This window comes from Streptomyces sp. NPDC017940, assembly GCF_044328435.1.
Taxonomy (GTDB): Bacteria; Actinomycetota; Actinomycetes; order Streptomycetales; family Streptomycetaceae; genus Streptomyces.
This window is the reverse complement of the sequence record NZ_JBIRHJ010000006.1, coordinates 331,494-356,132: the sequence shown is the minus strand read 5'-3', so window position 1 is coordinate 356,132 and position 24,639 is coordinate 331,494. Positions and strand designations below refer to the sequence as shown.

Annotated in this window: 22 protein-coding genes and 1 tRNA gene; 10 read left to right on the top strand and 13 right to left on the bottom strand. The window is 68.2% G+C overall.

All coding sequences use genetic code 11. The features are described 5' to 3' along the window. Positions 1 to 92: 92 nt before the first annotated feature. The 3 genes from ACH4DX_RS22610 (at position 93) to ACH4DX_RS22600 (ending at position 1,150) form a co-directional block, all read left to right on the top strand. Complete coding sequence (locus ACH4DX_RS22610; RefSeq protein WP_398121339.1) at positions 93 to 494, top strand: XRE family transcriptional regulator; 402 nt, start codon at positions 93 to 95, stop codon at positions 492 to 494. 115 nt (positions 495 to 609) lie between these two features. Beyond that, positions 610 to 682: transfer RNA gene (locus tag ACH4DX_RS22605), tRNA-Arg, on the top strand. A gap of 114 nt (positions 683 to 796) precedes the next feature. Beyond that, on the top strand, positions 797 to 1,150 hold the full coding sequence (locus tag ACH4DX_RS22600) for a hypothetical protein (RefSeq protein WP_398156424.1): 354 nt from the start codon (positions 797 to 799) through the stop codon (positions 1,148 to 1,150). A 78-nt stretch (positions 1,151 to 1,228) separates the two neighbouring features. Here the strand turns inward: ACH4DX_RS22600 and ACH4DX_RS22595 are convergent, their stop codons facing one another. Together ACH4DX_RS22595 and ACH4DX_RS22590 are read right to left on the bottom strand one after the other, a co-directional pair. Further along, positions 1,229 to 2,467 carry a tyrosine-type recombinase/integrase gene (locus tag ACH4DX_RS22595; RefSeq protein WP_398156423.1) on the bottom strand — a complete coding sequence of 413 codons (1,239 nt, stop codon included), beginning with the start codon at positions 2,465 to 2,467 and terminating at the stop codon, positions 1,229 to 1,231. Further along, entirely contained in the window at positions 2,467 to 2,766 is a 300-nt protein-coding gene (locus ACH4DX_RS22590; RefSeq protein ID WP_398156422.1) for a helix-turn-helix domain-containing protein, read from the bottom strand. Before ACH4DX_RS22590 ends, ACH4DX_RS22595 begins: the two co-directional genes overlap by 1 nt. 433 nt (positions 2,767 to 3,199) lie before the next feature. Here ACH4DX_RS22590 and ACH4DX_RS22585 point away from each other — a divergent pair, with 433 nt between their 5' ends. Continuing rightward, on the top strand, positions 3,200 to 3,421 hold the full coding sequence (locus tag ACH4DX_RS22585; protein WP_384840514.1) for a helix-turn-helix transcriptional regulator: 222 nt from the start codon (positions 3,200 to 3,202) through the stop codon (positions 3,419 to 3,421). Positions 3,422 to 4,136: 715 nt separating this feature from the next. Next, positions 4,137 to 5,306: a DUF3631 domain-containing protein gene (locus tag ACH4DX_RS22580; protein WP_398156592.1), complete on the top strand. Its 1,170-nt coding sequence runs from the start codon at positions 4,137 to 4,139 to the stop codon at positions 5,304 to 5,306. Positions 5,307 to 5,789: 483 nt separating this feature from the next. Here the strand turns inward: ACH4DX_RS22580 and ACH4DX_RS22575 are convergent, their stop codons facing one another. Genes ACH4DX_RS22575 through ACH4DX_RS22555 form a run of 5 tightly spaced genes read right to left on the bottom strand, consistent with a single transcriptional unit; the run spans position 5,790 to position 10,318 of the window. Then, positions 5,790 to 6,356: an AAA family ATPase gene (locus ACH4DX_RS22575; RefSeq protein WP_398156421.1), complete on the bottom strand. Its 567-nt coding sequence runs from the start codon at positions 6,354 to 6,356 to the stop codon at positions 5,790 to 5,792. Further along, positions 6,353 to 7,228 (bottom strand): glycosyltransferase family 2 protein, encoded by an 876-nt coding sequence (locus ACH4DX_RS22570; RefSeq protein WP_398156420.1) that lies wholly within the window; start codon positions 7,226 to 7,228, stop codon positions 6,353 to 6,355. Before ACH4DX_RS22570 ends, ACH4DX_RS22575 begins: the two co-directional genes overlap by 4 nt. Then, on the bottom strand, positions 7,222 to 8,460 hold the full coding sequence (locus ACH4DX_RS22565; protein ID WP_398156419.1) for a hypothetical protein: 1,239 nt from the start codon (positions 8,458 to 8,460) through the stop codon (positions 7,222 to 7,224). The genes ACH4DX_RS22570 and ACH4DX_RS22565 overlap by 7 nt, the downstream gene beginning before the upstream one ends. Further along, complete coding sequence (locus ACH4DX_RS22560) at positions 8,457 to 9,161, bottom strand: hypothetical protein (protein ID WP_398156418.1); 705 nt, start codon at positions 9,159 to 9,161, stop codon at positions 8,457 to 8,459. Before ACH4DX_RS22560 ends, ACH4DX_RS22565 begins: the two co-directional genes overlap by 4 nt. Continuing rightward, positions 9,158 to 10,318, bottom strand: coding sequence for a glycosyltransferase (locus ACH4DX_RS22555; protein WP_398156417.1), 1,161 nt, complete (start codon positions 10,316 to 10,318; stop codon positions 9,158 to 9,160). The genes ACH4DX_RS22560 and ACH4DX_RS22555 overlap by 4 nt, the downstream gene beginning before the upstream one ends. A gap of 146 nt (positions 10,319 to 10,464) precedes the next feature. On the opposite strand from ACH4DX_RS22555, the gene ACH4DX_RS22550 reads away from it, so the two are divergent. From ACH4DX_RS22550 to ACH4DX_RS22540, 3 genes are all read left to right on the top strand, one after another. Further along, a complete protein-coding gene (locus tag ACH4DX_RS22550; protein WP_398156416.1) occupies positions 10,465 to 11,439 on the top strand; it encodes a multiprotein-bridging factor 1 family protein in 975 nt (324 codons plus the stop codon). Next, positions 11,436 to 12,005: a peptide deformylase gene (locus ACH4DX_RS22545; RefSeq protein WP_398156415.1), complete on the top strand. Its 570-nt coding sequence runs from the start codon at positions 11,436 to 11,438 to the stop codon at positions 12,003 to 12,005. The genes ACH4DX_RS22550 and ACH4DX_RS22545 overlap by 4 nt, the downstream gene beginning before the upstream one ends. A gap of 364 nt (positions 12,006 to 12,369) precedes the next feature. Beyond that, positions 12,370 to 15,558 carry a tetratricopeptide repeat protein gene (locus tag ACH4DX_RS22540; protein WP_398156414.1) on the top strand — a complete coding sequence of 1,063 codons (3,189 nt, stop codon included), beginning with the start codon at positions 12,370 to 12,372 and terminating at the stop codon, positions 15,556 to 15,558. 125 nt (positions 15,559 to 15,683) lie between these two features. On the opposite strand, the gene ACH4DX_RS22535 is transcribed toward ACH4DX_RS22540, so the two are convergent. Continuing rightward, positions 15,684 to 15,833 carry a hypothetical protein gene (locus ACH4DX_RS22535; RefSeq protein ID WP_261951420.1) on the bottom strand — a complete coding sequence of 50 codons (150 nt, stop codon included), beginning with the start codon at positions 15,831 to 15,833 and terminating at the stop codon, positions 15,684 to 15,686. 212 nt (positions 15,834 to 16,045) lie between these two features. On the opposite strand from ACH4DX_RS22535, the gene ACH4DX_RS22530 reads away from it, so the two are divergent. Continuing rightward, positions 16,046 to 17,713, top strand: coding sequence for a hypothetical protein (locus ACH4DX_RS22530; protein ID WP_398156413.1), 1,668 nt, complete (start codon positions 16,046 to 16,048; stop codon positions 17,711 to 17,713). A gap of 609 nt (positions 17,714 to 18,322) precedes the next feature. Here the strand turns inward: ACH4DX_RS22530 and ACH4DX_RS22525 are convergent. The 5 genes from ACH4DX_RS22525 to ACH4DX_RS22505 all read right to left on the bottom strand — a co-directional run bounded on the left by ACH4DX_RS22525 (position 18,323) and on the right by ACH4DX_RS22505 (position 23,853). Then, on the bottom strand, positions 18,323 to 18,499 hold the full coding sequence (locus ACH4DX_RS22525) for a hypothetical protein (RefSeq protein ID WP_398156412.1): 177 nt from the start codon (positions 18,497 to 18,499) through the stop codon (positions 18,323 to 18,325). Beyond that, on the bottom strand, positions 18,496 to 18,951 hold the full coding sequence (locus ACH4DX_RS22520) for a hypothetical protein (protein ID WP_398156411.1): 456 nt from the start codon (positions 18,949 to 18,951) through the stop codon (positions 18,496 to 18,498). The genes ACH4DX_RS22525 and ACH4DX_RS22520 overlap by 4 nt, the downstream gene beginning before the upstream one ends. A 122-nt stretch (positions 18,952 to 19,073) precedes the next feature. Further along, positions 19,074 to 20,330, bottom strand: a complete 1,257-nt coding sequence (locus ACH4DX_RS22515; RefSeq protein WP_398156410.1) for a helix-turn-helix domain-containing protein — start codon at positions 20,328 to 20,330, stop codon at positions 19,074 to 19,076. A 413-nt stretch (positions 20,331 to 20,743) separates the two neighbouring features. Then, positions 20,744 to 22,249 (bottom strand): SulP family inorganic anion transporter, encoded by a 1,506-nt coding sequence (locus tag ACH4DX_RS22510; RefSeq protein WP_398156409.1) that lies wholly within the window; start codon positions 22,247 to 22,249, stop codon positions 20,744 to 20,746. 839 nt (positions 22,250 to 23,088) lie between these two features. Further along, entirely contained in the window at positions 23,089 to 23,853 is a 765-nt protein-coding gene (locus tag ACH4DX_RS22505) for an ANTAR domain-containing protein (protein ID WP_398121324.1), read from the bottom strand. 437 nt (positions 23,854 to 24,290) lie between these two features. On the opposite strand from ACH4DX_RS22505, the gene ACH4DX_RS22500 reads away from it, so the two are divergent. Continuing rightward, on the top strand, positions 24,291 to 24,626 hold the full coding sequence (locus tag ACH4DX_RS22500; RefSeq protein WP_398121322.1) for a helix-turn-helix transcriptional regulator: 336 nt from the start codon (positions 24,291 to 24,293) through the stop codon (positions 24,624 to 24,626). Positions 24,627 to 24,639: the final 13 nt, after the last annotated feature.

Genomic DNA, 24,639 nt, shown 5'->3' with positions numbered 1-24,639 from the left:
TCTGTGCACCCGCGCACCCGCCGCCCGACACAAGACCCAGAGGCCACCGGAGCCCGGCGCGCACGCAGTCGGAGCACGAGGGAGGAAGAGCCATGACCACCGCAGCCGAAAGCCCTGCCCCCACCAAGAGCGCAGCCAGCGCCGAGCGGGCCCACGTCGCCACGGTCCGCATGTCCATCGAGGACATCGCCCGCTTCCTCCAGGAAAACCTCGGCCAGCGCCTGACCGCCAGGATCACCAACATCAACGATGCCCGGCAGGTCGGCAAATGGGCTTCCGGCACCTCGGCGCCCCGCCAGGAGGCGGAAGAGCGGCTCCGGGCGGCCCTCCAGGTCTTCCAACTCATCCAGGACGCCGAGAGCCTCTACACCGCACGGGCCTGGATGATCGGAATGAACCCCCAGCTCCAGGACGAGGCCCCCCTCACCGTGATCGCCGACGGCCGCTTCAGAGACGTCATGGTCGCCGCCCGCGCCTACGTGGACGGCGGCTGACCCCACCCACCCGGGCCCGTCCACCCACCCGCCCCAGGCCCCCACCGCTCCCCCCACCCCACACCGACGAGGCCCACCGGCACACATCCGCTACGCTGTCCTTGGTCACGCCTTCGCCTTCGTAGCTCAGGGGATAGAGCACCGCTCTCCTAAAGCGGGTGTCGCAGGTTCGAATCCTGCCGGGGGCACGCTTAAGCAGCAGGTCAGAGGCCCTGTCGCCCACTGGGGCGACAGGGCCTCTGGCTTCCGGCACGGATTCAGCACACATGAGATGTGCGCCGAGGGTGGGGAGCTGTACCGCGATGCCCGCTAAGGACGAACTGGCCAAGCGCCGCTACGCCAACCTGGTCGACCACCTGGAGACTCTGATGAAGGCTTCGCTGAAGCCCGGCTACCAGGGCTACCACGGACAGCTGGTCCTAGGCAGCGATGACCTTGAAGAGATGGGCGAACTCAAGGACGTACGGCGTGCCGCTCGCGAGGCAGGCCGTCGCCTCGACTGGCAGCCGAAGACCCAGCTCGTGGACGGACGCCTCTTCGTCTACGACGACCGCGAGGTCCCCGAGGAGATCAGCCGTCTGGCGATGCGCGACGCTGCCGAGGCAATGGATGCCTTCATGCGGCCGTACCTGAACCGGGCCCCGCGGAACAGCTGAGCGGCACCCTGCCGTCAGGTGCCGCCCCGTCGGCTGACCGGCAGCATCTGGCTGGTCTCGGCACGGATCAGGCACACATCACACCGCAACGCCCTCCAGGGCGGCCACCGTGTCTGCGGCCTTGCGAGCCTTCTTCTCCGCCTTTTGCAACTTGCCCTTCGCCTTGGCGAGTTGCTTCGCCCGTCGCTTGTGCATCTTCTTCGAGACCTCGTCGAGACGGTCGGGGAAGAGATGGCCGTACGTGTCCAGCGTCAGCGTCGCCGACTTGTGGCCGAGCATGCTCTGAACGACGTTGACGTCCGCTCCGCTGGCGATGGCGAGCGAGGCCGCCGTGTGGCGCAGTTTGTGCGGGGTGAGCTTGAGGTGGCCGAGGCCCGCCTTGGTAACCGCCGGGGCGAAGAACCGCTGTCGGAAGTTCCGGGCGCGCAGCGGTCCGCCCTGCGGTGCGGTGAACAGCAGCTTCTCGTCGCCACGCTCCTCGACGTGCGGCTTCAGCTCCTCGGCGAGGAACCGCGGGATCGGTACCGACCGGCGCTCGTGGTTCTTGGGTGAGTCGAGGTAGAGCTTGCCGTTGTCCTCGACGTACGCCTCGACGATGTGTGCGCGGCAGGCGTCGAGGTCGACCCGGCCTACCTTCAGCGCGGACGCCTCGCCCCAGCGCAAACCCGTGTAGGCCAGCAGCAGGATGAAGACGCGATACGCGCCCGCCGCCTCGGCGAGCGCCTCGGCCTGCATGTCGTCCAGGTAGACATGGTCAGCCGGTGCCGCCTTCGGCAGGGGGACGCCGGCGGCTGGGTTGAAGGCGAGGCGTCGGGACTTGACCGCGAAGCCGAGTACGCGGCTGAGCACGACGTACGCCTTGCGCACCGAGCGCGCGCTGAGCTTCCTGCCGCCCGCCGTCTCGCCGGACAGCATGTCCGCCAGCCACTCGGCGACATCCTCGTAGTGGATGCGGTCCAGCGAGGTGGTGCCCCACTTGGGGATCACATGGACGTCGAGAACGCCTCGGTAGCGGTTGCGAGTTGAGCGTTTGAGGTGGACCTGGGCAGCCAACCAGGACTCCGCCACCTCCACGAACTTCACGCGCGAGGCTGCCGGATCGCGGTACGTGCCGTCGGACAGGCGGGACTCCACCCTCGTCCGCTCAGCCTCCGCGTCGATTTTGCGAGCCAGGGTCTTCATCTTCGGCTTGCCGTCAGGGCCGTACCAGCGCACGCGATAGCGGCCGGGCGGGGTGCGGCCAGCCTTCTTGGCTGCTGCCACCGCCCGCGTGTACGCCGCGTGCCCGTTGCGGTCCTCGATCCAGACTCGCGCCATCAGCCCTCCTGCCGGACGGAGCTGAGCCACACATGCGCAGGAACCGGTGGGGAGAGCGGCTGGAGCAGAGCGATGGGTGAGACGCCGAGGGCGGTGGCGATGGTGACGAGGTCGTCGACGTCGCAGCGGCGGTGGGCACGTTCGGTGCGACTGAGGGCAATGTTGGACAAGGGGCGTCCAAGGGCGGTGCAGCGCTCGGCGAGGCGGCGCTGGGAAAGTCCGCGCAGCATGCGCAGGCGCTCGATATTGCGCGCAGTTTGAATACCAGCGGGGCCTATTTCTACGGGTCGGGTTGCCATGACAGATAGCTGTAACTCGAAATGCACGGCCGTGGCAAGGGTTTACTCAAGAGGTCGGTAAAACTTGTTGGCGCCGCCTACTGAGAGTGTCTCGCGGGCGGTTCGGCGAAGCCGGATGTCCGTGCTACGGTGCCGCGCTGCGGTGCCTGTGAGGCTCGCAGCGCACGTCCCCCTGGAGGAGCTGACCTCGCACCTTAGCCTCGAATGGCGCGCCACATGGGGCCGAGACGATCCGGGGAGAACCGGACAGATTTACCTCGAATTCCGGAATGATTTCGGCAACCGGGGATCGTGCCCTATGGTTTTGGAACCCATCCCCGCCCCTGACCGTTTGGGGCTGCCGCGGGAATTCCCCAGAATGCTGCTGGATGGATCTCCAAAGGCGTGGCTATGTTGCCCACGCCACATCTCGGAACTCGACCAGGAGGTCTCTTTGCCCAACCACACCCCGCACCGTGCTGCCGCCGAGCGCGGTCGGCTCGCCACCCCCGCCGACGTCGCGAGCTACCTCGGTGTGCCCGTGAAGACGCTGTACCAGTGGAAGTACCGGGGCACCGGCCCGAACGTCCACAAGGTCGGCCGCCACCTGCGCTACCGCTGGCAGGAGGTGGACGCGTGGCTGGACGCCCAGACCTCGTACGACCTCACCGCCTGACCGGCGCACTCATGACGAAGCCCCCGGCGCGCCAACGCCGAGGGCCCCAGATTCCCCAACAGATTGCCCATCCCTGAACGAACGAGCTTGTGAGCGGCGGGACCTTGCCCGTCCTGCCTCTCACCGGAGAGGAACGTCTATGGAGAACTCTACGTCCTCGCGTACTTCGAACACATCCCCTGCCTCCTCCGCCAAGGGGACCGAGCCCAAGGTGGCCTGGCCGCCGGTCGCGGTGCCCGGCCAAGGGTTTAGTCCGCGTGATGCGGACCACGACGACGGCCGGTCCGCCGGACCACACGCGCCGGATGGCTCTGGTCCGCAGGCTGGTCCGCACCGTGCGGCGGTCACGGCCCGGGTGGCCGAAGCCACGCCGACCGCAATCCCGTCGCCGGACCGGATATCCACACCTGTGGAGAAGACGCAGGTCAGCGGCGCGCGGACCGGGCCGGGCACTGCGGACCAGGATGGTCCGCGCGACATGCAGCGGTCCACTCCCACTGGTCCGGTGGTCCACGACGGTGCGGACCAAGCCCCGGATGCTGGTCCGCACGACCGGAACGGGGTCGGTATCCCTGCCGCTGAGCGGACCAGTGTCCCGTCACCGGACCAGCTGGGCGGACCGGACCAAGGCCCGCGGACCGGCCCGGGAGAGCCGTCCGGTCCGACGGACCGTGCGGAGCCGACTTCCGGTGACGGGGCTGTGCTGCTGGATGAGTTGCGGGCAGCGGTTGGCAAGTACGTGTTGCTGCCCAGCGAGGAGGCGCTGACCGCGGTCACCCTGTGGGTGGCGGCCACGCACATCCAGACCGCTCTGCAGCACGCGCCGCGTCTGGCGATAGTGAGCCCGACGAAGGGCTGCGGCAAGTCCCGCGTCCTGGACGTGCTCCACGAGACCGTGCACCAGCCGATGATGACCGTGAACATCTCCACGGCGGTCGTCTACCGCGTCATCGGCAAGAACCCGCCCACCCTGCTGGTGGACGAGGCCGACACCATCTTCGGCCCTAAAGCAGGGGACAAGGAGGACCTGCGCGGCCTGCTGAATGCGGGCCATCAGCGCAACCGGCCCGCCTGGCGCATCTCCGGCCCCGAGCACAAACCGACCCCGTACCCGACCTTCGCCATGGCCGCGCTCGCGGGGATCGGCGACCTGCCCCACACGATCATGGACCGGGCGGTCGTGCTGCGGATGCAGAAGCGCAAGACAGGCGAGAAGGTCGCTTCGTTCCGCTTGCGGGATTCAGTGCCGGAACTCAACGTACTGCGCGACAAGCTGGCCGCCTGGCTGGGCCCGCTGCGCAGCGAGGCAGACCGCTTGATTCCGGGCATGCCGGTGGAGGACCGGGCGGCGGACACCTGGGAACCTTTGGTCATCATCGCCGACCTGGCCGGCGGCCACTGGCCCGCCCGCGCCCGCGCCGCGTGTGTGGCCATGACCCGGCACGAGGCGGTCCAGGACGAGCAGAGCAGCCTGAAGACACGGCTGCTGCGCGACATCCACCGCATCTTCGCTGAGAACCAGAACCCCGAGGCCCTGTCCACTCAGGACCTGGTCGCCGCCCTGATCCAGGACGCCGACGCCCCGTGGGCGGAGTACGGCACCAAGGGACTGAACGCCTACCACCTGGGCAACCTGCTGCGGGACTTCAACATCGGCTCGGCCAACTACCGGTTCGAAAAGGGCAGGCAGGCCAAGGCGTACATGCTCAACCGGTTCCTGGATGCCTGGGCACGCAACTGCCCCGACCTCACCGAGGCGACACGCGAGCCCGCACCCGGTGCTGCGCCTGCCTGCCCGGCCCAGGCCAGACCGCCCGCGGCTCCGTCGGGATCGCTTCCCATCGGCCCGCCCGGCGGCCTCGCCGGGCCCAAGCGCACTCTCTGATCCCACCAGGGCGTAGCCCGTAGCCCTGCGTCGCGTCCGTCCCCGCGCAGGTCAGCGCGGGGACGGACCCTCTCACCGGGACGCACTTCTCCGTACCTGCCCGGAAGTCCGTACCTGTGCTGACCAGGCACGCGACGCATGCGACGCACGTGACACCGCCCCGCCGCCGGGGATGGTTCGGCCTGGGCCGACGAACAGCAGCAAGTTGGGGCGGAAGCGTAGCTTCCGCCGACCCCGCTCCGAAAGGGCGGGGTCGGACCAGCACCAGGGGGCACAGGTCCGTCAGGCTTCGGCCGAGGGCGGACCGAAGCCTGGGGGAAGAACGAATCGAACCGCCGTCGTTGCCACTCGTCCGCCGTCATAAGCCCGAACCCAACTGCCAGCGCGCAGGGCGTGTCGATGCCCAATGCGGCGACAACCGAGCGCGCCGGAGCAGTCACTACAAGCACGGCGGCGCTGGGTCGTGGTCACGCGGTGCCATGCTCAGGTATGGCGGCCTGCGGATAGGGCAGCGACCAGCGCACTCAGGTCTCCACGATGGACGACTACCTCTTCGTCATCGGCTGGTGGGTCAAAGCGGGCGAAGAAGTCATCGAGGGCTTCAGAGGTGACGGTGAGGGCGTTGGCGTCCGCGCGCTGGTTGCGCTCGGCCAGGCGTCGCAGCAGCTCGTCGCGGTCGGCGGGGAGATAAACGACCACAGGATGGCCGCCCGCTTCGCGGGCGGCCTGTCGCCAGGCATCGCGCTCGGCGCGGCGCCACAGCCCGTGGTCCAGGACGACGTCGTTCCCGGCCTCGATCTCCTTGATGAACCGCTGCCGGATCTCCTCGACGACGGGCCGTTCGCGCTCGAAGTAGGTGTGTTCGGGATAGTCCACGCCGTAGCGACCATGGAGACGGTGGACCTCCTCGTCGACGGACAGCCGGGTGAAACCGTGGTCGGCCAGGGCCTGGGCGACGGTGGTCTTACCGGAGCCGGTCAGACCGGCCAGGAGAACGGCGAGGGGCATGTGGTCATCCCTTCCGCGACGGGCGTGCGCGAGCGCGGTCATTGTCTCCGAACCTGGCCGCTCTGCATGTGCGGGCGCCAAGTGGTGAAGACGCCACACGCCTCGGCGGGCCAGCCGAAGGGCATCCTGTCCAGGCTCACCCGGCGGAAGGCGAACCGTGGGTCGCTGATGTTGATCACGCCGCCGTGCTGGCCGACGTGCGTCAGGAGGCGGCTGGCCTCCTCGCGTACGGCCGGGGTCTGCTCTTGCCAGGTACCGGAGGAGAAGTGCTGGATGCGGCGGCGGAGGTCATCGAGGACACCCGAGCGCCACTTGAAGTGGTGCACCGCGCAGATGCGGTCCGCATCCGGCTTGTGGCCGGGCGCCCGGTGATTGCCGGAAGCCACCGTGACGTCGTGGCAAGCGAGGACGATCTTCCTGGGGTCGCCGTGCAGAAGCCGGTGGGTGAGATAGCCACCCAGGGGATAGGCCAGGTCCAGTCCGCCTTGGGGCTGCCAGCCGGTCAGACGCCCGCTCGAGGTGACGCGGTCGAGCATCAGCCCACCAACCACGCGGTGCCCGGACTTGTCGGCTTGAGCAATCACCTCGCCCAGTGGGGCGGGGTACTGCTGGAACTCGTCGACGTCCGCGAGCAAGTGCCAGCCAGGCCCGGCCCGGTGCCGCAAAGCTTCTCTGAGCTGGGTGTTGGTGTGCTCGTGCCACGGGCCGGCGCTGGTACCGGAGGGGGTGATGCCCAGCTCACGGCTGGCGGCCTGGAGTTCGTGCCGCTGCTGGTCGGGGACGTGCTCAGGGAAGTGGAAAGCGATCAGGAATCGTTCGATGCCCAGCCGCCGGTAGTGGCAGACCCAGGCGGCCAGGAGCGAAGGTTCGACGGGTCCGATGACCGCGATCAGGGCTGGGGGTGTGGTCAGCATCGTGGCTCCTTCGTACGCAGGCAGGCGAAGGTGCGGGTGAGGAAGTCGGCCTGCTCGGCGGCCGACGGCATCCCCAGCAGGCGGGGCGCCTCCGGACCGGGGTGTTCGGGCGGCTGTCGGACCACGGTGTGCAGGGCGTCAGCGAGGCCGTCCGGGTCGCCGGCGGGGAAGGTCAGTGCCCAGGGCAGGCCGTGCAGGCGGGCGGTCAGCTCGGGATCATGGTCGGAGACGGCGAGAGGGACGCCGAGGCGGACAGCGTCCATCACGAGCCCGGATTCCTTGGCTACACCGGGATGCCGGGCCACCAGGGCGGCGTCGGAGGCGCCGTATACCAGCCGCAGAATGCTCTCCGCGACGGGGCCCGGCACGACATGCAGATGGAGATCGTGCAGGGATCGCCACCGCTCCAGCACGGCGTCGTCGAGCGGGGCGCCCGTGACCACGAGGTGCAGCGGCTCCTTCAGCCGGGACAGGGCGGCGTCGATGGTGGTGATGTCCTTGTACGGCCACCAGCCGCCCACCAGGCACACCACGGCTTCAGCTGCGGGGATGCCGAAGGCGGCCCGACCGCCGTCGCATTCGGCATCGGTGAGGCGGCGGCCATCGTCGACCGCGAAGGCCCGCACCACCGCGGGCAGGTCGGGGAAGGCTGTGGCGAACTGATCGCCCACGGCCTGGGTCGGGTAGAGGGCGATCACCCGCTTCTCGCCGCGGCGGGCGAGTCTGCCGAGCAGCCGCACCGTGGCGTCTTCGGTGGTGACGGCTTCGTGGACGAACCGCAGGTGCGGATGGCCACCGAGAAGGGCGGCGGCCCCGTGCAGGGCCTCGCTCGCGGTCAGGATCACCACCGTCTCAGCAGCGGGCTCCAGACGGCGGGCACACCGCAGTGCGGCTGCCTCGACCAGACAGCGGGCGATGAGGGTGACCTGGTGCGGTAGGCGCCGCAGGCGGCCGGGCCAGCGGGGCGAACGGAACAGACGTTGCCCGGCCGCAGACAGCCGGGCAGCCAGCCGCGCGGCGACCAGCAGGACGCCCGCCCGGCACCCGGCCGGTGCGGTCGCCAGCCGGGCGTCGGCTTCGCGCAGGGCCGTGACCGTGTCTCGGGCAACCCCGTGCGGGGCAATGACCAGGCTGCCGGGCCGGGACCGGGCAAGGGCCACCAGCGTGCGCTGGTGGTGCCCGCCCGAGCGGTGCGCGTACGGCTCGATGAGCACGAGCGGGCAGCCGGTCATCCGGACACCGCCTGGTCCCCGTGGGCGGCGGTGAACCTCTCCCGCAGCCAGGCAGGGTCGTTGAGGTGGTCGAACCGCTTCGTATCGTGGGCGGCCTCGCGGGCGAAGGCGACTCCCTCATGGGCACCGGCGGCGGCGTAAGCGGCGAACTCACCGCTGTGGCTCGTCGTCCATGCCTCCACCCGCTGACGAGCATCATCGTCACCCATGCCGTACTCGCTGCCGCGGGCGAGCATCGCGCACTCCCGAAAGCCTGCCTTCCAGGCATGGAAGGGGCTCTGGTTGAACCGCGTGATACCCGCGGCCTGTTGGTCGAACTCGATGCGGCCCGGGAGGGCGGCGAGCACGTCCACGGCCTCGCCCATCTCGCGCAGGGCACTGCGGCGGATCAGCTTCAGCCCGCCGTAGCCGTACGAGAGACCGCTGATGGGGTTGACCGCCCGCCACACCCGCATGGATACGCCCTCCCTCAACGGTTCGACAGCGGCGGGGTCGAAGTCGGTGTCGATGGCGAAGTCGCCATCAGCGAGGAAGAACTGCTCTCGGTCGACGACCTCGGCGCACAGCCGGTAGGCCCGGCGCATCCCGTGCACCCCGTGCAGGCGCTTGACCGTGCCGCCGAGGGTCCGCTGCAGGCGAGCGTGGAGGGAGTTGGCCATCGGCTCGTCGTAGGAGAGGAACACCGCGACGAACTCGGTCACGAGATCGCCTCCAGGTAGTGGGCGGCCACCAGGGCAGGGGTGAAGTCGGCGGTGCTGGCGTGCGCCCGCTTGGCATGCAGAGCGTGGAATTCGTCGTCGGCGGCAAGGCGTTCGGCCAGCGCAACGGCCTCGGCCGAGGTGGTGAAGCACAGCTCGGGGTCGATGTGCTCGGTGAGCCAGCCCAGCCGGGGCGAGATGACCGGCAGGCCCATGCCCTGACAGTCGATCACGCTCATCGACCAGGGGCAGCCGGGCCGGAACGGGGCGATGCCGAAGCGGGCGCAGGCCAGCAGATTCTTGTAGCGGACGCGGTCACCTCGGTCGGAGACGATCTGCACATGTGGCAGGGCGGCGAGCCGGTCGCGCATCTCCTCAGGGCTGCCGTCCAGTCCCTGCCGTTCGGCCCGGCGCTGGCCGAACAGGTCCATGACCCGCAGCCGCACCGCGCCGGAGGCCACCAGTTCGCGGGCCAGGTCCACGAACTGGCCGGTGCCGTAGTGCGCGTACAGCCGGTGGTTGTAGACGCCGATCGCCCCGCCCGCGCCAGCGGCAGGCCGGGAGGCGGCAGGGTCGCGGACCAGGCGCTCATCGCGCGGAGCGGGCACCACCCGCAGTCTCTCTCCAAGGTCCACGGTCATGCGGGCAGCTGCGGCCGTGATCCAGGAAGCAGCCGTGGAGGAGTGCGCCATCACCCGGTCGCAGGCGGCCAGGCCGGCGGCGAACGCCAGCAGCACCGGTCGACCGAGCCCCACATCGTTCAAGGACGGGTCGAGCAGGAGCTGGCCGCCATCGGCGAAGGAGAACGGCAGGTAGTGGCAGTACCCGGCCAGCAGCGCATCCGACCCGGCCTCCAGCAGAGCCGCACGGATAGCAGGAGCCTCCTCGATTTGGTTGGCCACCACCACATCCGGCTCTTCGGCCCGGATCAGTGCCACCAGCTCGTCGATGTCCGCAGAGAAGCGGGCCCGGTACTTCGTCCCCGGCACCTTCGTTTGACGGAAACCGCAGCGGGCATCCCCGGCCGCAGCCGGGGCCGCGATGGTCACCTCCGCCCCGGCATCCGCCAGGGCCGGGGCCAGCAAGTCCGCGAAGATCCACCCCGAATCCGCGGACAGCCGGTCGGGGTTGGAGATGTTCAGCAGGTACAGCACGCGCATGGCGCTTCGCCTCCCTCATCCGCCCGGAGGGTCGGTCCGGGCCGGTGAGGGAAGGAAAACGGCGACGCGAGCCGTGACGGGATGATGAACTTGGATCACTCACGGTTCATTCATGCTCACCAACGAGGACGCGGGGCGGGGCTTCAATGGACGCGCACAGCGAGGAGATCACCGTCGAGCAGGCGGCCGAGAACTACGCGGCCGAGGTGGCCCGCTGGCGGGAAGTACGCGGCATGTCCAAGCGAGCGTTAGCCCTGGCCATGGGGTTCGACCCGTCCTACGTCAGCCATGTGGAGTCCGGCCGCCACAAGCCCAGCGAGGAGTTCTCACGGCTCGCCGACGAGGCGCTGAACGCAGGAAAGGCGATCTGGCGGCGGTGGTGCGACTACGAGCAGGCCAAGGCCCGTACCCGCCGGCCAGCGGCATCACCGCCTGCTCAGCGCCGCCCCGAGCAGCCGTACGCGACCGGCTCCGCCCTCGTCGTCGAGCACGACGCCGCCCGCCTCCAGTACGACGGCAGCAACTACCGGCTCACCATGCGCCGACGCCTGCGGAACACCGGCGACGAGCCGATCACCCGCTACCTGATCCGGATCTCCGTCGACCGCTACCCCGGCGACCCCGAGCGATCCAACATCCATTACAGAGCACACCCGTTGGCCTGGAACGAACTCGCGCTGACGGCCACCTGCCGGGGCGAGACGATGCGCTGGGAGGCCAAGCACGACCGCGACGCCTTCAAAGAGGTCTGGCTGCTGTTCGACAACGAACACGGTCGCTTCCCGCTCTACCCCGACGAGTCCGTGTGGATCGAATACGCCTACACCGTCGGCGATGACAAGTGGGGCCACTGGTTCCAGCGAGCCGTCCGCCTGCCCACCGAGCGACTGGAAGTCCAACTCGCCTTCCCCGCCGCCCTCGACCCCGTCGTGTGGGGCACCGAGACCTCCATGACCGCCGAAGCCTCCCCGCTCCGAACCCCTCCCGTCCGCAGCGACGACGGCGAGCTACGGCAATTCACATGGATCACGACCACACCCGCCCTGCACGCTCGGTACCGTCTTGAGTGGCGATTCCGGGCCCAGCCCGAACGCGACACGGATCAAGAGGAGTTCAGGTGATTGACGTGCGGCCCAGCCAGCGAATGCGCGACCTCGGCGTCGTCCAGCACGGCGCCGGCATCCTCACTGAACCGGCCCGCCCCTTCGACCTGCCCGACGAGCGCGACGAAGCCGAGCGCATCACCGACGAACTCTTCGCCGCCATGGAACGAATCGGCCAGGTCCACCCCTTCGCCAAGGGCATGGGCATCGCCGCCCCACAGATCGGCATCGGCCGCACCGCGGCCGTCGTCCAGCCGCCCGACGGCGCACCCGCCATCATCCTGCTCAACCCGCGGATCACCGACCGCTCCGGCGAAATGGACGAGCAGTACGAAGGCTGCCTCAGCTTCTTCGATGTACGCGGCCTCGTACCCCGCCCTCTGAAGATCACGGTGGAGACCACAGCCCTGACGGGTGAGTCCGTGACCAACATGTACGAACGCGGCCTCGCCCGCTTGATCCACCACGAGATCGACCATCTCGCCGGCTTCCTCTACACCGCCCGCATGCGCACCGGCGTCGAGCCGATCCCCGTTGAGGAGTACCGGCAGACCGGACGGGAGTGGGTCTACGACGGCGCCTGAGTCCTATATCAGCAGCCTTCCTCGCAGCGACTCGGCGGACACCCGGGCCGAGGCTGGATCAGCCCCCATCCGTGCCATCTCTGATGGCGACTGCCAACCCGGCCGCAAGGTCTCACTGGCTGGACCACCACCCCCACAAAAGGCCCGCCAGCGTCCTCAGGGCGGCACCAGCTATCCACCGCACAACGAGTCCAGCCAACCGCCGCCGCAGCTTTGGCGTGCGCCACACGTACCGCGCCTTACGACAGAGAATGCGCATTGCCTATCCCATCCGTGGACTTGACCAACCAAGCGATCGGTCACACGCCACCGGACCTGTTCAGCTCGTGGTTCGGCGAGAAGCAACTCCCGCCGAACTACAGGTATGTGGTGGTCAAACAGGCAAGGAATAGGGTTCGTAGAAGGTTCAGAACGAACGGGGAATGGCATGGTGGACGTCCCGGCGGCAGCCTCGCGCCTGGCCGAAGAACTGAGGGCAAGTCGGCAAGCATCCGGGCTCTCGTTCGGTCAGATCATCCAGCAGGCCAAGCGGCAGTCTCCTCCCGTCGCCCTGAGCAAGGGCACTCTCAGCGCATGGTTCAACGCCCTGAGTGTTCCGCGGGCCGGACACACATTCATCTTCCTGACCGAACTCCTCGAAAGCCGCACCGGTTCGAGGCCCGGGCCACGGTCCCGTGCTCGGTGGGAGAGTCTGCGCCGAGCGGCCGAGCAAAGCAGGACCACAGCTCGCCGCGACAGTGCGGCGTCCGGGCCTCGCACACAGAAGCAGCATGGCGATATGCCTCGCAGCGCACGGCCGCTGCGCATAGGTCTGGTCCCCGACACAGCCGATGTGCTCGTCGAGCGGGCACATCGCGAGGCCCTTGCACGCGCTCTGGAAGGACCCGAGGACAGTGACGTCGGGGACGCAGCCGGGGCAGCCGTTAGTGGGCGCGTGATCACAGGAACCGGAGGCGTCGGCAAGACTTGCTTGGCCGCCGAATACTGCCGCCGTGCCGCAGACGGGGCAGACGGTGGAGTGGACGTGCTGATATGGGTGACGGCGAACTCCACGCCAGCCGTGACAGGTGCCTATGCCCAGGCGGCCCGCGAGCTTGAGCTGGTACCCAGTAGCGAGAACACCGCGTCTGCCGCTGAGCAGTTCCTCAACTGGCTGCGTGTCACCGATCGCAGCTGGCTCATCGTCCTCGACGACGTGCACTCCCCCGGCGCGTTGGAGGGACTGTGGACACCTCGGCACACCGCCGGTCGCGGGAGGGCTATCGTCACCACCCGCAGCCGCGAAAGAGATCTAGTTACAGCAAGTGGTCACCCACTCCTGTCTGTTGGCGTCTTTACCCCCGAGGAATCCCTCACTCACCTGCGCAACACACTGCAACGGGCCGTGCCCGCCGGTGCGGACGCGGAGCTGGCGGGACTCGCCGATGACCTCGGCCACCTTCCCCTGGCTCTGTCGCGGGCTGCCGCGTACCTCGACTACAACGCCTCGTGCAGCATCGCCCGCTACCGACACCTGCTCGCGGACCGTCGGCTCACCCTCGAACGACTGATCCCTGCCGTGCGCGGCAGTACTGCAACAAGCTCACTGGCAGCGCTGTGGGACATCTCCGTCGACCAGGCCGACCAGCACACCGGCATGCTGGCCCGGCCCATGCTCGAACTGGCCGCCGTCCTTGACGGGACAACCGGCGTTCCCGCCCCCCTGTTCACCTGCGACGCCGCCTGCGCTTGGCTGACTGAGCGCAGCGGAGCAGACCAGCCCGTCGACGAGTTCGACGCCGAGCACACTCTGGCAACGCTGGATCGACTCCACCTCATTGATCACACCCCGAACGAGGGCTGTGACGACGCATGGCTGGTCCGTGTGCACCAACTCATCCAGCGTGCCGTGCGTGAGCAGCAACCTCCTGGTTCATCGCCCGACATTCGTACACAGCGCAGGAACACCGTCCTGCCGGCGGCTGCCCATGCCCTGCTCGACATCTGGCCTGACACTGCGCACGACCAAGATCAGGCACAGCGGCTGCGAGCCAGCGCCCGCTTGTTGGCCGCCCACGATCAGGACGGCGAGAACCACCCCCTGTGGCAGGACGACACCGCATACACCCTCCTCTTCCGGCTGGGCACGAGTGCGGGTCAATCCGGCGACATCTCCTGGGCACGCGCCCATTTCGACGCGCTCCGCTTCCTCGCCCACCAGCACCTTGGAGCCGACCACCCGCATACCCTTGTCGCCCGCGGCGAGCTGTCCCGCTGGCAAAGTCAAGCCGGAGATCATGCCGCAGCAGTCCAGACCCTGGAAAGCCTTGAGGCGGACCACATCCGGTTGTTCGGCTACGAGGCCCCCGAGACACTCGTGACTCGTCACAACCTTGCAGTCGAGCGGGGTGAGACGGGCGACACGAGCGGCGCCCTCGCGGCCCTCGAAGAGGTTCTCGCTGTTCGGCAGTGCAACGGAGCGAGCCGTGGGGCGATACTCGCAACTCTTCACAACCTTTGCTATTGGAAGGGCGTCGCGGGTGACGCAGTAGAGGCTGCTGCCGCTTACCGCAGGCTGATCCCCCTCATGGAAGAGGAGTTCGGTGCCGATGCCGAGGGCACCCTGACCGCCCGCCACAATCTGGCCCGGTGGCTAGGTGAGGCAGGCAACCCCGCCGAGGCCGTCAGCCTGCTCGAAGCGCTACTACCCGACCAGACACGAGCGCTCGGTCCCCGCCACTTGCGCGCCTTGAGCACCAGGCAAAGCCTTGCCCGTTGGCAGGGAGAAGCGGACCAGGCGGATAAGGCTATCGACGGGTATCAGGCGCTGATCCCCGACATGGGTGAGATCCTGGGCCCAGACCATCCCGAGCTGCTCACCGCGCGCCACAACCTCGCCCGCTTGCAGGCAAGAACCGATCCGGCCACCGCATCTGAGAGCCTCGCTGCCGTCATCGCCGACAGAACCCGAGTCCTCGGCCCTCACCACCCCGCCACACTCAGCTCCCGACACAGCCGCGCTTTGTGCTTGGGCTGGGCAGGAGAGCCTCAGAAGGCTGTGCAAGCACTGGAGGATGTCCTCCGTGATCAGCAGCGCCGCCTCGTGCCAGAAGGCGCAGAGATTCTCAGCACCCGCCACAGCCTGGCCGTCATGCGCGGCTATGCAGGAGCACCCCGGGCGGCCATCGCCGCACTGCAAGAGCTCCTCCCCGACCAGGAACGCGCCTTTGGCCCTGGCCACCTCCAAACCCTGACGACCCTCGATAGCCTTGGCCACTGGCAGGGCGAAACGGGCGACGCACAGACAGCAAGCGTCACCTACCAGGCCCTGCTGACCCGCATCGAACGTCACCTTGGCCCCGATCACGTCGCCACATTTTCGACACTGGACAAGCTCGCCATGTGGCGCGGACGCGCTGGCCACCCCGGGGAAGCCGTCCGCATTCTCACTCGGATGCTCAAAGGCACACAACGCCTCGTAGACCCTGCTCATCCCATCATCACCACCATCAGCAACAACATCGCCTACTGGCTGAATCAGGCCGACATTGAGGAACACCGCCACCGACGCTGAGACCCACCACAGGTTCCATGAAGCCGCAGATGTGCCCAGGGTTCGATGGAGCCGTCCGCAATGTATCGGACCATAAATTGGGAAATCAGGTGGCCCATGGCCGCAAACTCTCCGCTCGGGCAGAGTCATTCGCGACCCATGAGTTGGGCGAGTAGTGCCACCACCGCAGTGGCTCCCACCAAGGCCGCCCCGACTTCGGGTGCATGCAGCGTCAGGGCGACGACCAGGACTCCGACCAGCAAGAGGACTACCAGGCGCACGCTGATCTGTTCCATGAGGACCTACCTTCCGTATGGAACCAACTGGGTTGAACATCCAGCGTGAGTGCTTCCCGGACGCCCCTGACGGCTCAAGACGATCGCTGACAGCATCGGCCAGGAACAGCCGCCGCATGACACGCATGACAGATCCTGACGCCCGTGAGCACAGGCGCCAACGCACCTGATTTTCAATCCTGATACAGAAGCACAAAGAGGGGGCAGAGATAGTGGTCGCTCAGCCGTGGAAGAGGCCCGACCTAGCTGACCAGCCTGACCTGAAGAAGCTGAACGACGAGCTCCACGATCTGAGACTGGACGCGGGACTCCCGTCAGCCCGCGCTATTCGCGACCGCGTCGGGAAGGACGCGCAGGACTACTGGATCGTGAATCACCAAGCAGTGTTGGACGCATTCCAGAAACCAGACCTACCACCGTGGGGCCGCCTTGAGATGATCGCCCGCGTCCTGGCCGAATTCGCTCGACACAGCGACGTAGACGGAGAAGTTGATCGTTTCAAGGGTCTATGGAAGCAGGTCGTCAGGGAAACGGTCGCCCAAGCATCAGTACACCCTCCGGCAGACGCCACAGCACCCACCGGAGATGATGGCGTGAACGACACGACGGTCTCTTCCGAGGGCTTGCCGAAGCAGGACACCGGGGCCCCAAGGGGGCAGACAGCAGAAGAGCCACCAGTCGGCACGGAGACGCCGGCCAACGCAAGTCAAGACTCTGCGCAGTTCAACTACGCGCATGAGTCATTGAAGGGATTGATCCTCAATGCGGCGCAGGCTCTGTGGCACGACAAGGACGCATTGAGAGTGTTCCTTGGTGTAGTTCGCCGTAGTGAAGGCTTCGTCAGGATGGCTGACGCCGCGGCGGAGCAACGGCCGGCGAACGCGACGTTCTACGGCGTGAAGAGTAGAGAGTTCGAGGTGGACCGCTCCCCGGCGCGGCTGGAGTTGGTCACGCTGCATCGCCGGCTTGACGAACACAGGCTGAAGCGCAAATGGTCCTTCACTGACATGGAGGAGCAGACGGGAATTTCGTCGGATGCGTGGATCCGCTGGTACACCCGCGACGAGCTGCCCGAGCGGGAGGCACTTGTCGCCTTCTCTCACATGGCGAACCTGACGCAGGAAGATCACGTCCTGTTGCTCGGGCTGTGGGACGCAGCCCATGACGCGTTGGAGGTGCAGAAACACTCTGCCTCATTGCCGCCCAGCATCAGCTTCGATGAAGCGTGGACCATGCGCGATCCGGCGGCACCGAGGTTGTGGGCACTTGCGGGTGTCGGGGACGACAACCTGGCCGCATACGGCCCTGATCTGGCCTCCGGCACTGCTCCCGCGTTCGTTGTAGCCGGGCCCTCAAAGTCAGGTCGCTCCACGGCGCTGGTGAACATCGCACGCTCTCTCCTCGCATCCGGCACTCAGCTCGCCTTAGCCATGCCCAAGCCGTCGCCCCTACGGGAGTTGGCCGATCGGGACGGCGTGATTGCTTGCTTCGATCAAGATGACATCGGGCACGACGAACTCGAGGAGGCCCTGTCAGTGGCGTCCGTTGAGGAGCCGATCGTTGTCCTGATGGACGACGCGGAGGTCTTGGGCGAGTGCGATGCCCGGCGTGTGCTGCGGAACCTGCTAGAGCATGGCTTCAACGAGGGCACAGCGCTGGTCCTTGCAGGCGATGAAGACAAGCTCGGGCCGAGCTACCCCTGGCTGGGCAAAGCGAAGAGAGCCCACCGCGGCCTCCTGCTGTCTCCTCAGGAGCGGCATGCCGGTGATTGGATCGGCATCAAGACGGGCGACTCCGTTATCGGCATTCCTGTCGCTCCGGGCCGGGGCTGGCTCCACCTTGGAGACGGCAAACTTATGGCAGTGACCGTGCCGCAGTAAGGGCTGCCGCCTGATTGGGCGGCGTCCTCTCCGCGTAGCCCGCCCAGGTGGCACATCGTGTGGAACGGATCCAGCACACATGAGGCCGGGAGACCCCGCGAACATGTGAGAACTACGGAGGGGAGTTTTCCCAGGCCAGACGTACCACAGCCGACGTTTACGCAGGTCACGGCCTCGCCCAGGGAAAACTCCTAAAGCGGGTGTCGCAGGTTCGAATCCTGCCGGGGGCACCAGATCGGAACGACAAAGGCCCAGGTCACGGAGCAAACCTCCGGCCCTGGGCCTTCGTTGTGAGCACTCTGGCTAGACGCTCGGACACCCTCGCTACACCCTCCCCACCGAAGATCATCGTCCAGATATCGCCCAAATGATCTTGGCGTTTCCGCAGGTCGTCCCGATGCCACGCTGTCCACACTGCTGCGCATCGCCCGCGTCCTCGGCGTCCCGCTCGCCGACCTTCTCCGCTGACCTACCGCCGGCGCCGACACCGCTCCACGTGCCACACCACCGTCACGCCAGCTCGCGACGGCGACACCTTCACGTACGACGTGTAGCGCTGGCCCGGCCGGATCGGTTGGTCGCACCGCCAGCAGATCAACGTCCCCTGACTCACGGCGCCCCCTTGTCGGCGGCGAGCTTGGCCGCGCGCGCGGCGCGGAGCAGGCGGAATCCCTTCTCGCAGTCGGCGAGGATGCCGACGTGCCGGCGGGGGCAGCGTGCCAGGTGCGCCCGGTAGATGCCCTCCAGCTCGTCGGCACGCGATTTGGCCTGTTCGGTGGCGCTCACGATTCGACCGCCAGCGGTTCGGCCGTGGCGAGGAGCGCGGCCAGGTGCTCGGGGTCGCACAGATATCCAGGGTGAGCGGGGGTCACGACCCAGTGCGCGTGCAGGGAAAGCGCACCGGGGCGGGGCACGCCCAGATACGTCTCGAGACGGAGGCACTCCTCGGCGCCTTCCCATACGGCGTCCGGTTCGATCAGTACGTAGTAGGGCCCCATGCTGTTGCGCAGGTCCCGGATGACCGGGCCATCGAGCCAGGAGCGCAGGACGGTGGCGACTGTCCGCGGGTCGTCGCTGCCGACGGCGGCGTGGATACGCTCGCACGGGACGCGGATTGCGTCGAAGCGGCGGCCGAGCGGGAGCAGGGCGATGCCGTCCTTCGCCCACGCGCGGTAGACCGAGCCCGGGTCGGAATCGGTCTGCGCCAGCCATTCAGTGATCAGATGCCTGTCGCTCATCAGCTCGCCCTCACAGTCGCGGTGATCTGCCTCACATCAGCGACCGTAGGGGCGGTCACGCCCCGCGATAGGTAGAGGTCCTACCCCCAGGCAAGGGGGTAGGGTTCCTACCCCTTACGTGATCATGCAGAGACCGGCACGCCCAACTCCTGCGCCAACTCGTTCGCGTCCTCACGGACCATCCGCGGCCCGGCCGTCACCAGTTCCGGCAGCGCAGAGCGCGTGTACAGGTTGTACTGAATCGTCTCGGGAGACTCTCGGTGCGCTCGCTGTAGGTAGGAGACGGCTGCCGCGCTCTGGGCGAGCATGCCGTGGGCCCGTGCTGTCTCAATGAGGTGATACGAGCGGCGTGTTGCAGAGGGGATGCGCCGTAGGTCCAGAGCGTCCGCCACCTCCAGAGCCCTCACTGGCTGTACGAGATCGTTGTGCATGGTGATGGCGTACCCGTCGACGATGCCGCGTCCGAAGATCAGCCACGGGTGTGCGTAGTCGTCGCCGAGCTGGCGGGCGGCGGCGTCAGCCTTGTCCCAGTATCGCCATGCGTTTCCGGCCTGGCCGGTCTTGGCGTAGGAGAGGGCGACGGCAAGGTAGAGCAAGCCGCGGCGGGCGATGTACTCCGGATCGTCTTCCGCGGGGAGCAGGGCGACGGCCTGTTCGGCCAGCTCGACGCGTGCCTCCGCGGCGTCCCCGGCATCGCGGTGAACGTGATTGACGTACCAGGCCGCAGTCGCGATGGCGCGCGGACTGTCAGCGTCCTGAGCCGCCGCCATGGCCCGGTCGCCGGTCAGCATGACCAGATCAGGGGCGGGTTGGAACGACAGGAACAACTGGGCGAGGTGGTAAGCCTGGGCCTGTGCCACCAGGGCGCGGCGGCGCTCGGCGCCTTCGAGGGCGCGGACCGCATGCCGAGTATCGGTGAGGAGCGCGGGCAGCAACCGTCCAATCCGGGACCGGTTGCCTTTACCGGCGCCCTGGTCGTCGGCGGCGTGCCACAGCCTCCAGGCCTGACCCAGTCTCGCGGAGAGCACCTCCGCCGATTCGGCCGGCCGGTCGTCGGCCCGCAGTTCGTACCTGTTCAAAGCCTGCTTGATGATGGGCAACTGCCGGTGCTCGGCCTTGGTGTACGTGGCCGCTGCAATCCGGTGATCACCGGTCAGCTCCGTGATGTCCTCGATGCCGAGGATGTGAGCGAGCCGCAGCAACTTGGGAAGCCTGGGCATCCCGATGGTGCCTCGTTCGATGGCCTTCACCCATTCTTCTGAGTGACCCATCACGTCTGCCACGTAGGCGCGGGTCTTGCCGCCACGTGTCCGTGCCCGCTGGACACGTTGGCCGAAGGTGAGCTGCGGTACTCCGCCGGTGTCGCTGGTCTCGGGCATACTGGTGCCTCCGTTCAGAGCTCGACACGCAGAACGGTACGCCTGACGGCCCCCATCGGGTGGGGGCCGATCCGCTGTTGCAGTCCAGCAGGTGCTTCTCCAACTCGGGGCACCTGTCGGCGGTGGCCCGAGCAGCAGCTGCCACTCCTCGTCGGCCGCATCCCCCGTCGCGCCAGAACGCGGCGGAGACGGGACCGATGTTCTGCGCACCGGGCGAGCCGGTCGCGCACGGCCGTGCGTGGCAACTCGACGGCTTGGTCCCGCGTCTCAGTGGCGGCGGCCACCTGCACATAGTCAGCCATGCGGCGAAGGTATCGGCGTACAGGTATGACGAAGGGCCGCCGGCGTACGCCCAAGGGTCGCGCGGCCCCTGTGGATACCGCGGTCCGCGGCGTGGGTGAGGGGGGCGCCCGTCAGTGGCCGCCGGTGAGTTCGCCGGTCAGCCTCTCGTGGAGCCGGGCGCTCGGCGTGTTCAGGCCGATGATCTCCACGGTCTTGCCGCGCCGGGCGTATCTCGTCTCGATCGCGTCGAGGGCGGCCACGGAGGAGGCGTCCCAGATGTGGGCCGCGGTGAGGTCGATGACGACCCTGTCGGGGTCGGTTGCGTAGTCGAAGCGGGCCGCCAGGTCGTTGGAGGAGGCGAAGAACAGCTCGCCGGTGACGGTGTAGACCACTTCTGCGCCGTCGGGGGCGGTGACCGAGGTGACGTTCGCCAGGTGCGCGACGCGCCTGGCGAAGACGACCGTCGCGGTGAGCGTGCCGGCGACGACGCCGACGGCGAGGTTGTGGGTGGCGATCACGCACACCACCGTGACGACCATGACCGCGATCTCGCCGGCCGGCATCCGCCTGAGCGTCCTCGGCGCGATGGAGTGCCAGTCGAAGGTCGCGAACGACACCATCACCATCACCGCGACCAGAGCCGCCATCGGGATGTCGGAGACGATCGGGCCGAAGGCGATGCACAGCACCATCAGGAAGGCGCCCGCCAGGAACGTCGACAGACGCGTACGGGCTCCCGACACCCGTACGTTGATCATGGTCTGGCCGATCATGGCGCAGCCGCCCATGCCTCCGAAGAAACCCGTGACGATGTTGGCCACGCCCTGGCCGAGTGACTCCCGGGTCTTGGAGGAGTGGGTGTCGGTGAGGTCGTCGACCAGCTTGGCCGTCATCAGGGACTCCATCAGGCCGACAAGCGCCATGGCGAACGCGTACGGGGCGACCGTGATCAGGGTGTCCACCGTGAACGGCACGTCCGGCAGGCCTGGCACGGGCAGCGACGAGGGCAGGTCGCCCTTGTCGCCCACCGTCGGCACCGCGATCCCCGCCGCGACCGTGATCACGGTGAGGACGACGATCGAGACGAGCGGTGCCGGGACCACCTTGGTGACCCTCGGGAGGAGCACCATGAGTACGAGACCGCCCACGAGCAGCGGGTAGACCGCCCAGGGCACGTCGTGCATCTCCGGCACCTGCGTCATGAAGATCAGGACAGCGAGCGCGTTCACGAAGCCGACCATCACCGAGCGGGGCACGAACCGCATCAGCCCGGCCACCCCGAGCGCACCCAGGACGATCTGGAGGACACCGGCCAGGATGACGGCGGCGATCAGGTGGCCCAGGCCGTGTTCCCGGTTGAGCGGGGCGATGACCAGGGCGACCGCGCCGGTGGCAGCGGAGATCATCGCGCGGCGGCCGCCGACGATCGAGATCACCACCGCCATGGTGAAGGACGCGTACAGGCCCGTGGCCGGGTCGACCCCCGCGATGATCGAGAACGAGATCGCCTCGGGGATCAGCGCGAGCGCGACGACGAGGCCCGCCAGGACCTCGGTCCGCCAGACCTTCGGGTCGTTCAACCAGCCGGGTTTGAGGCCGCGCAGCCGCGCGGCCGGGGAGAGTGCGGAGGTGGACAAGGGCAGGTACCTGTCGTGCTCGGGCACACCCGGCCGTGGTGCGGGGGCCAGGGCGTGCGGGAAGGTGCGGGGGCCAGGGGCATGCGGGGCGGGGCGGGTAGGTCGGGAAGGCGTGGGTGGACCGGGCGGGCGTCCGTGGAGTCCGTGGAGTCCGTGCGGTCCGTGCGGTCCGCGAAGCCTGCGTACGACGGGCCGGGGGTTCGCGGAGCAGCAGCTGGCGCTGGCGGAAGGCGTCCGGGCGCTGCTTCAGGGGCGAAGGATCGCTGCCGGTGCAGGGTCACCGGCCCCGAAGGCGGGGGCGAAGGGGGCGAAGGGTACCGGCCGGTGCCGGCTCACGGTGGACGAAGGCTCACGGCGGGCAGGCGGCGGCGCTGGGCATCGTGGGCATGCGCACGCTCTCTCCTACGGGCTACGGGCTACGGGCTACGGCTTACGGGCCTTCGGGCCCACCGCCTTACGGGCCCACGAACCTACGGGGTCCCGAGTATGCGGGTTTACGGGCCTCCGGGCCTGCGCACCCCACAGGCCTCGGTCTTCGCCCAAGGCGTCATCGGGGCCTATGGCCTATGACGCTCGACAGCGCCGGGAACGGTCCCGCGCCACAGGGACTATAAAGGGGAGCGACCACCGGGCGCGAACGCCTCCCCCCTCGCGAGCGCCTTGTTCGCAGCGAGGACGTACGCCGCGACGAGGTGCCCTACGTGGGCCGCGCCCGAGGTGATCTCCAAGCGGGTGGGAACTGCGTCCCCGGCCGGGCGAGACCGCAGCAGAGCCCGCGAGCAGGAAAGTCCCGGACCTGGTGGGGTGGGTCCGGGGCCTCGCGCTGCTTGCGGTCAGGGTTACGCGGCATCCTCCGGCGGCGGTTGCGCCGCCCGGCCCGTCCTCCCGGCGGTCGCCGCCGCGCTCCCGGCGGCGCTCTCCACGGCCGCGGCGGCCACAGCCACCATCCGGGTGCGTACCCCCTTGGACAGGGCGTCGCTCTGGACCGTGGCGTTCACCAGCTCCTCCGCGAGGGAGTGCAGCTTGGTGTTGGTGTTCTGCGACGCGGTCACCAGGACGTCCCAGGCGCTCTCGGGGCTCAGGGCGAAGGACGACATCAGGATGCCGCGGGCCAGGTCGATGGTCGGGCGGGTCTGCATGGCCCGGCGCAACTGGCTGACCGTGGTCCGCAGGTCCTCGACGGAACGCTTGGAGGGTTCGTCGGCGAGTCCCTCGGAAGGTTCCTCCGCGGGTCCCTCGGAAGGTTCGTCGGTGGGTCCCTCGGACGGCTGCGCCTCCTCGGCGGCCGGTTTCTCGTGCGGGGTCCCTGCGGAGGCAGACGCGCCCGGCACCCGCTCGTCGGCCTCGCCAGTGGGCGCGTACAGGAACGTCGCACCGGTCAGGTCGAGCAGCCGCTCGACGACGGGGCTGAGGGAGCGGACCGTGACCGTCTTGCCCTGCCTGGCGGCCTCCCGGCGCAGGCTGAGCACGAGATTCAGGCCGGAGCAGTCGCAGAAGCTCACCTCGGCGCAATCCAGTCGCAAGCCGTCGGCCGAGCGGCCGAGGGCTCCGAACAGCTCGGGCCTGAGGCGAAGGGCCGCGTCCAGGTCGAGCTCGCCCCGCACGGCGACGACCGTACCCCGGCCGTCCGCAGGCCCCACGACCTCCACCGATGCCGACGCCGACGCAGCCGCAGCCGCAGCCTCGGTCGCAGACACAGCCTCGGTCGCGCACACAGTCTCAGCCACAGCCGCAACCTGGGTCGCAGACACACCCGTGGTCGCAGACACAGGCGCAGCCACCGACACAGCCGCGGACCTCGACACGCACGCGGGCACGAACACAGGCGTTATGGGGGAACCACCGTCCGACACGCACTCGATGCTGCCTCCCGCGAGGGGCCGCTCAGAGTATGCGGGCTCCGGCATGACCTCTCCCTCTCGTCTCCGCCTACCTCCGCTTCCGTCCCTAGGCTGCCCCGGGCCGTCCATACCAGTCAACTAATACATGAAACGTGGTACGTGTTTTTGAAGGCGTGAAATACAGCACCTAGAGTTGATGCATGGATGGAGTGCCCGAGCCGCATACCGGATGGACGTTTCTCACGAATCACGCACGGGTGCTCGCAGCCATCGCGGACAATCACAACGCGCGCATCCGCGACATCGCCGCACACTGCCGCCTCACCGAACGCGCCGTCCAGAAGATCATCGCCGACCTGGAGAAGGACGGATATCTCTCGCACACCCGCGAGGGCCGTTCCAACACCTACCGGATCGACCCCGCCAAGGTGCTGCGGCACCCGGCCGAGTCCGGTCTGGCGGTGGCCTCGCTGCTCTCCCTGCTCGTCCATGACGAAGCAGACCGCGCCGGCTCACCCGTCACCGGCAGCCTCTGAGGGCAGCACAGCG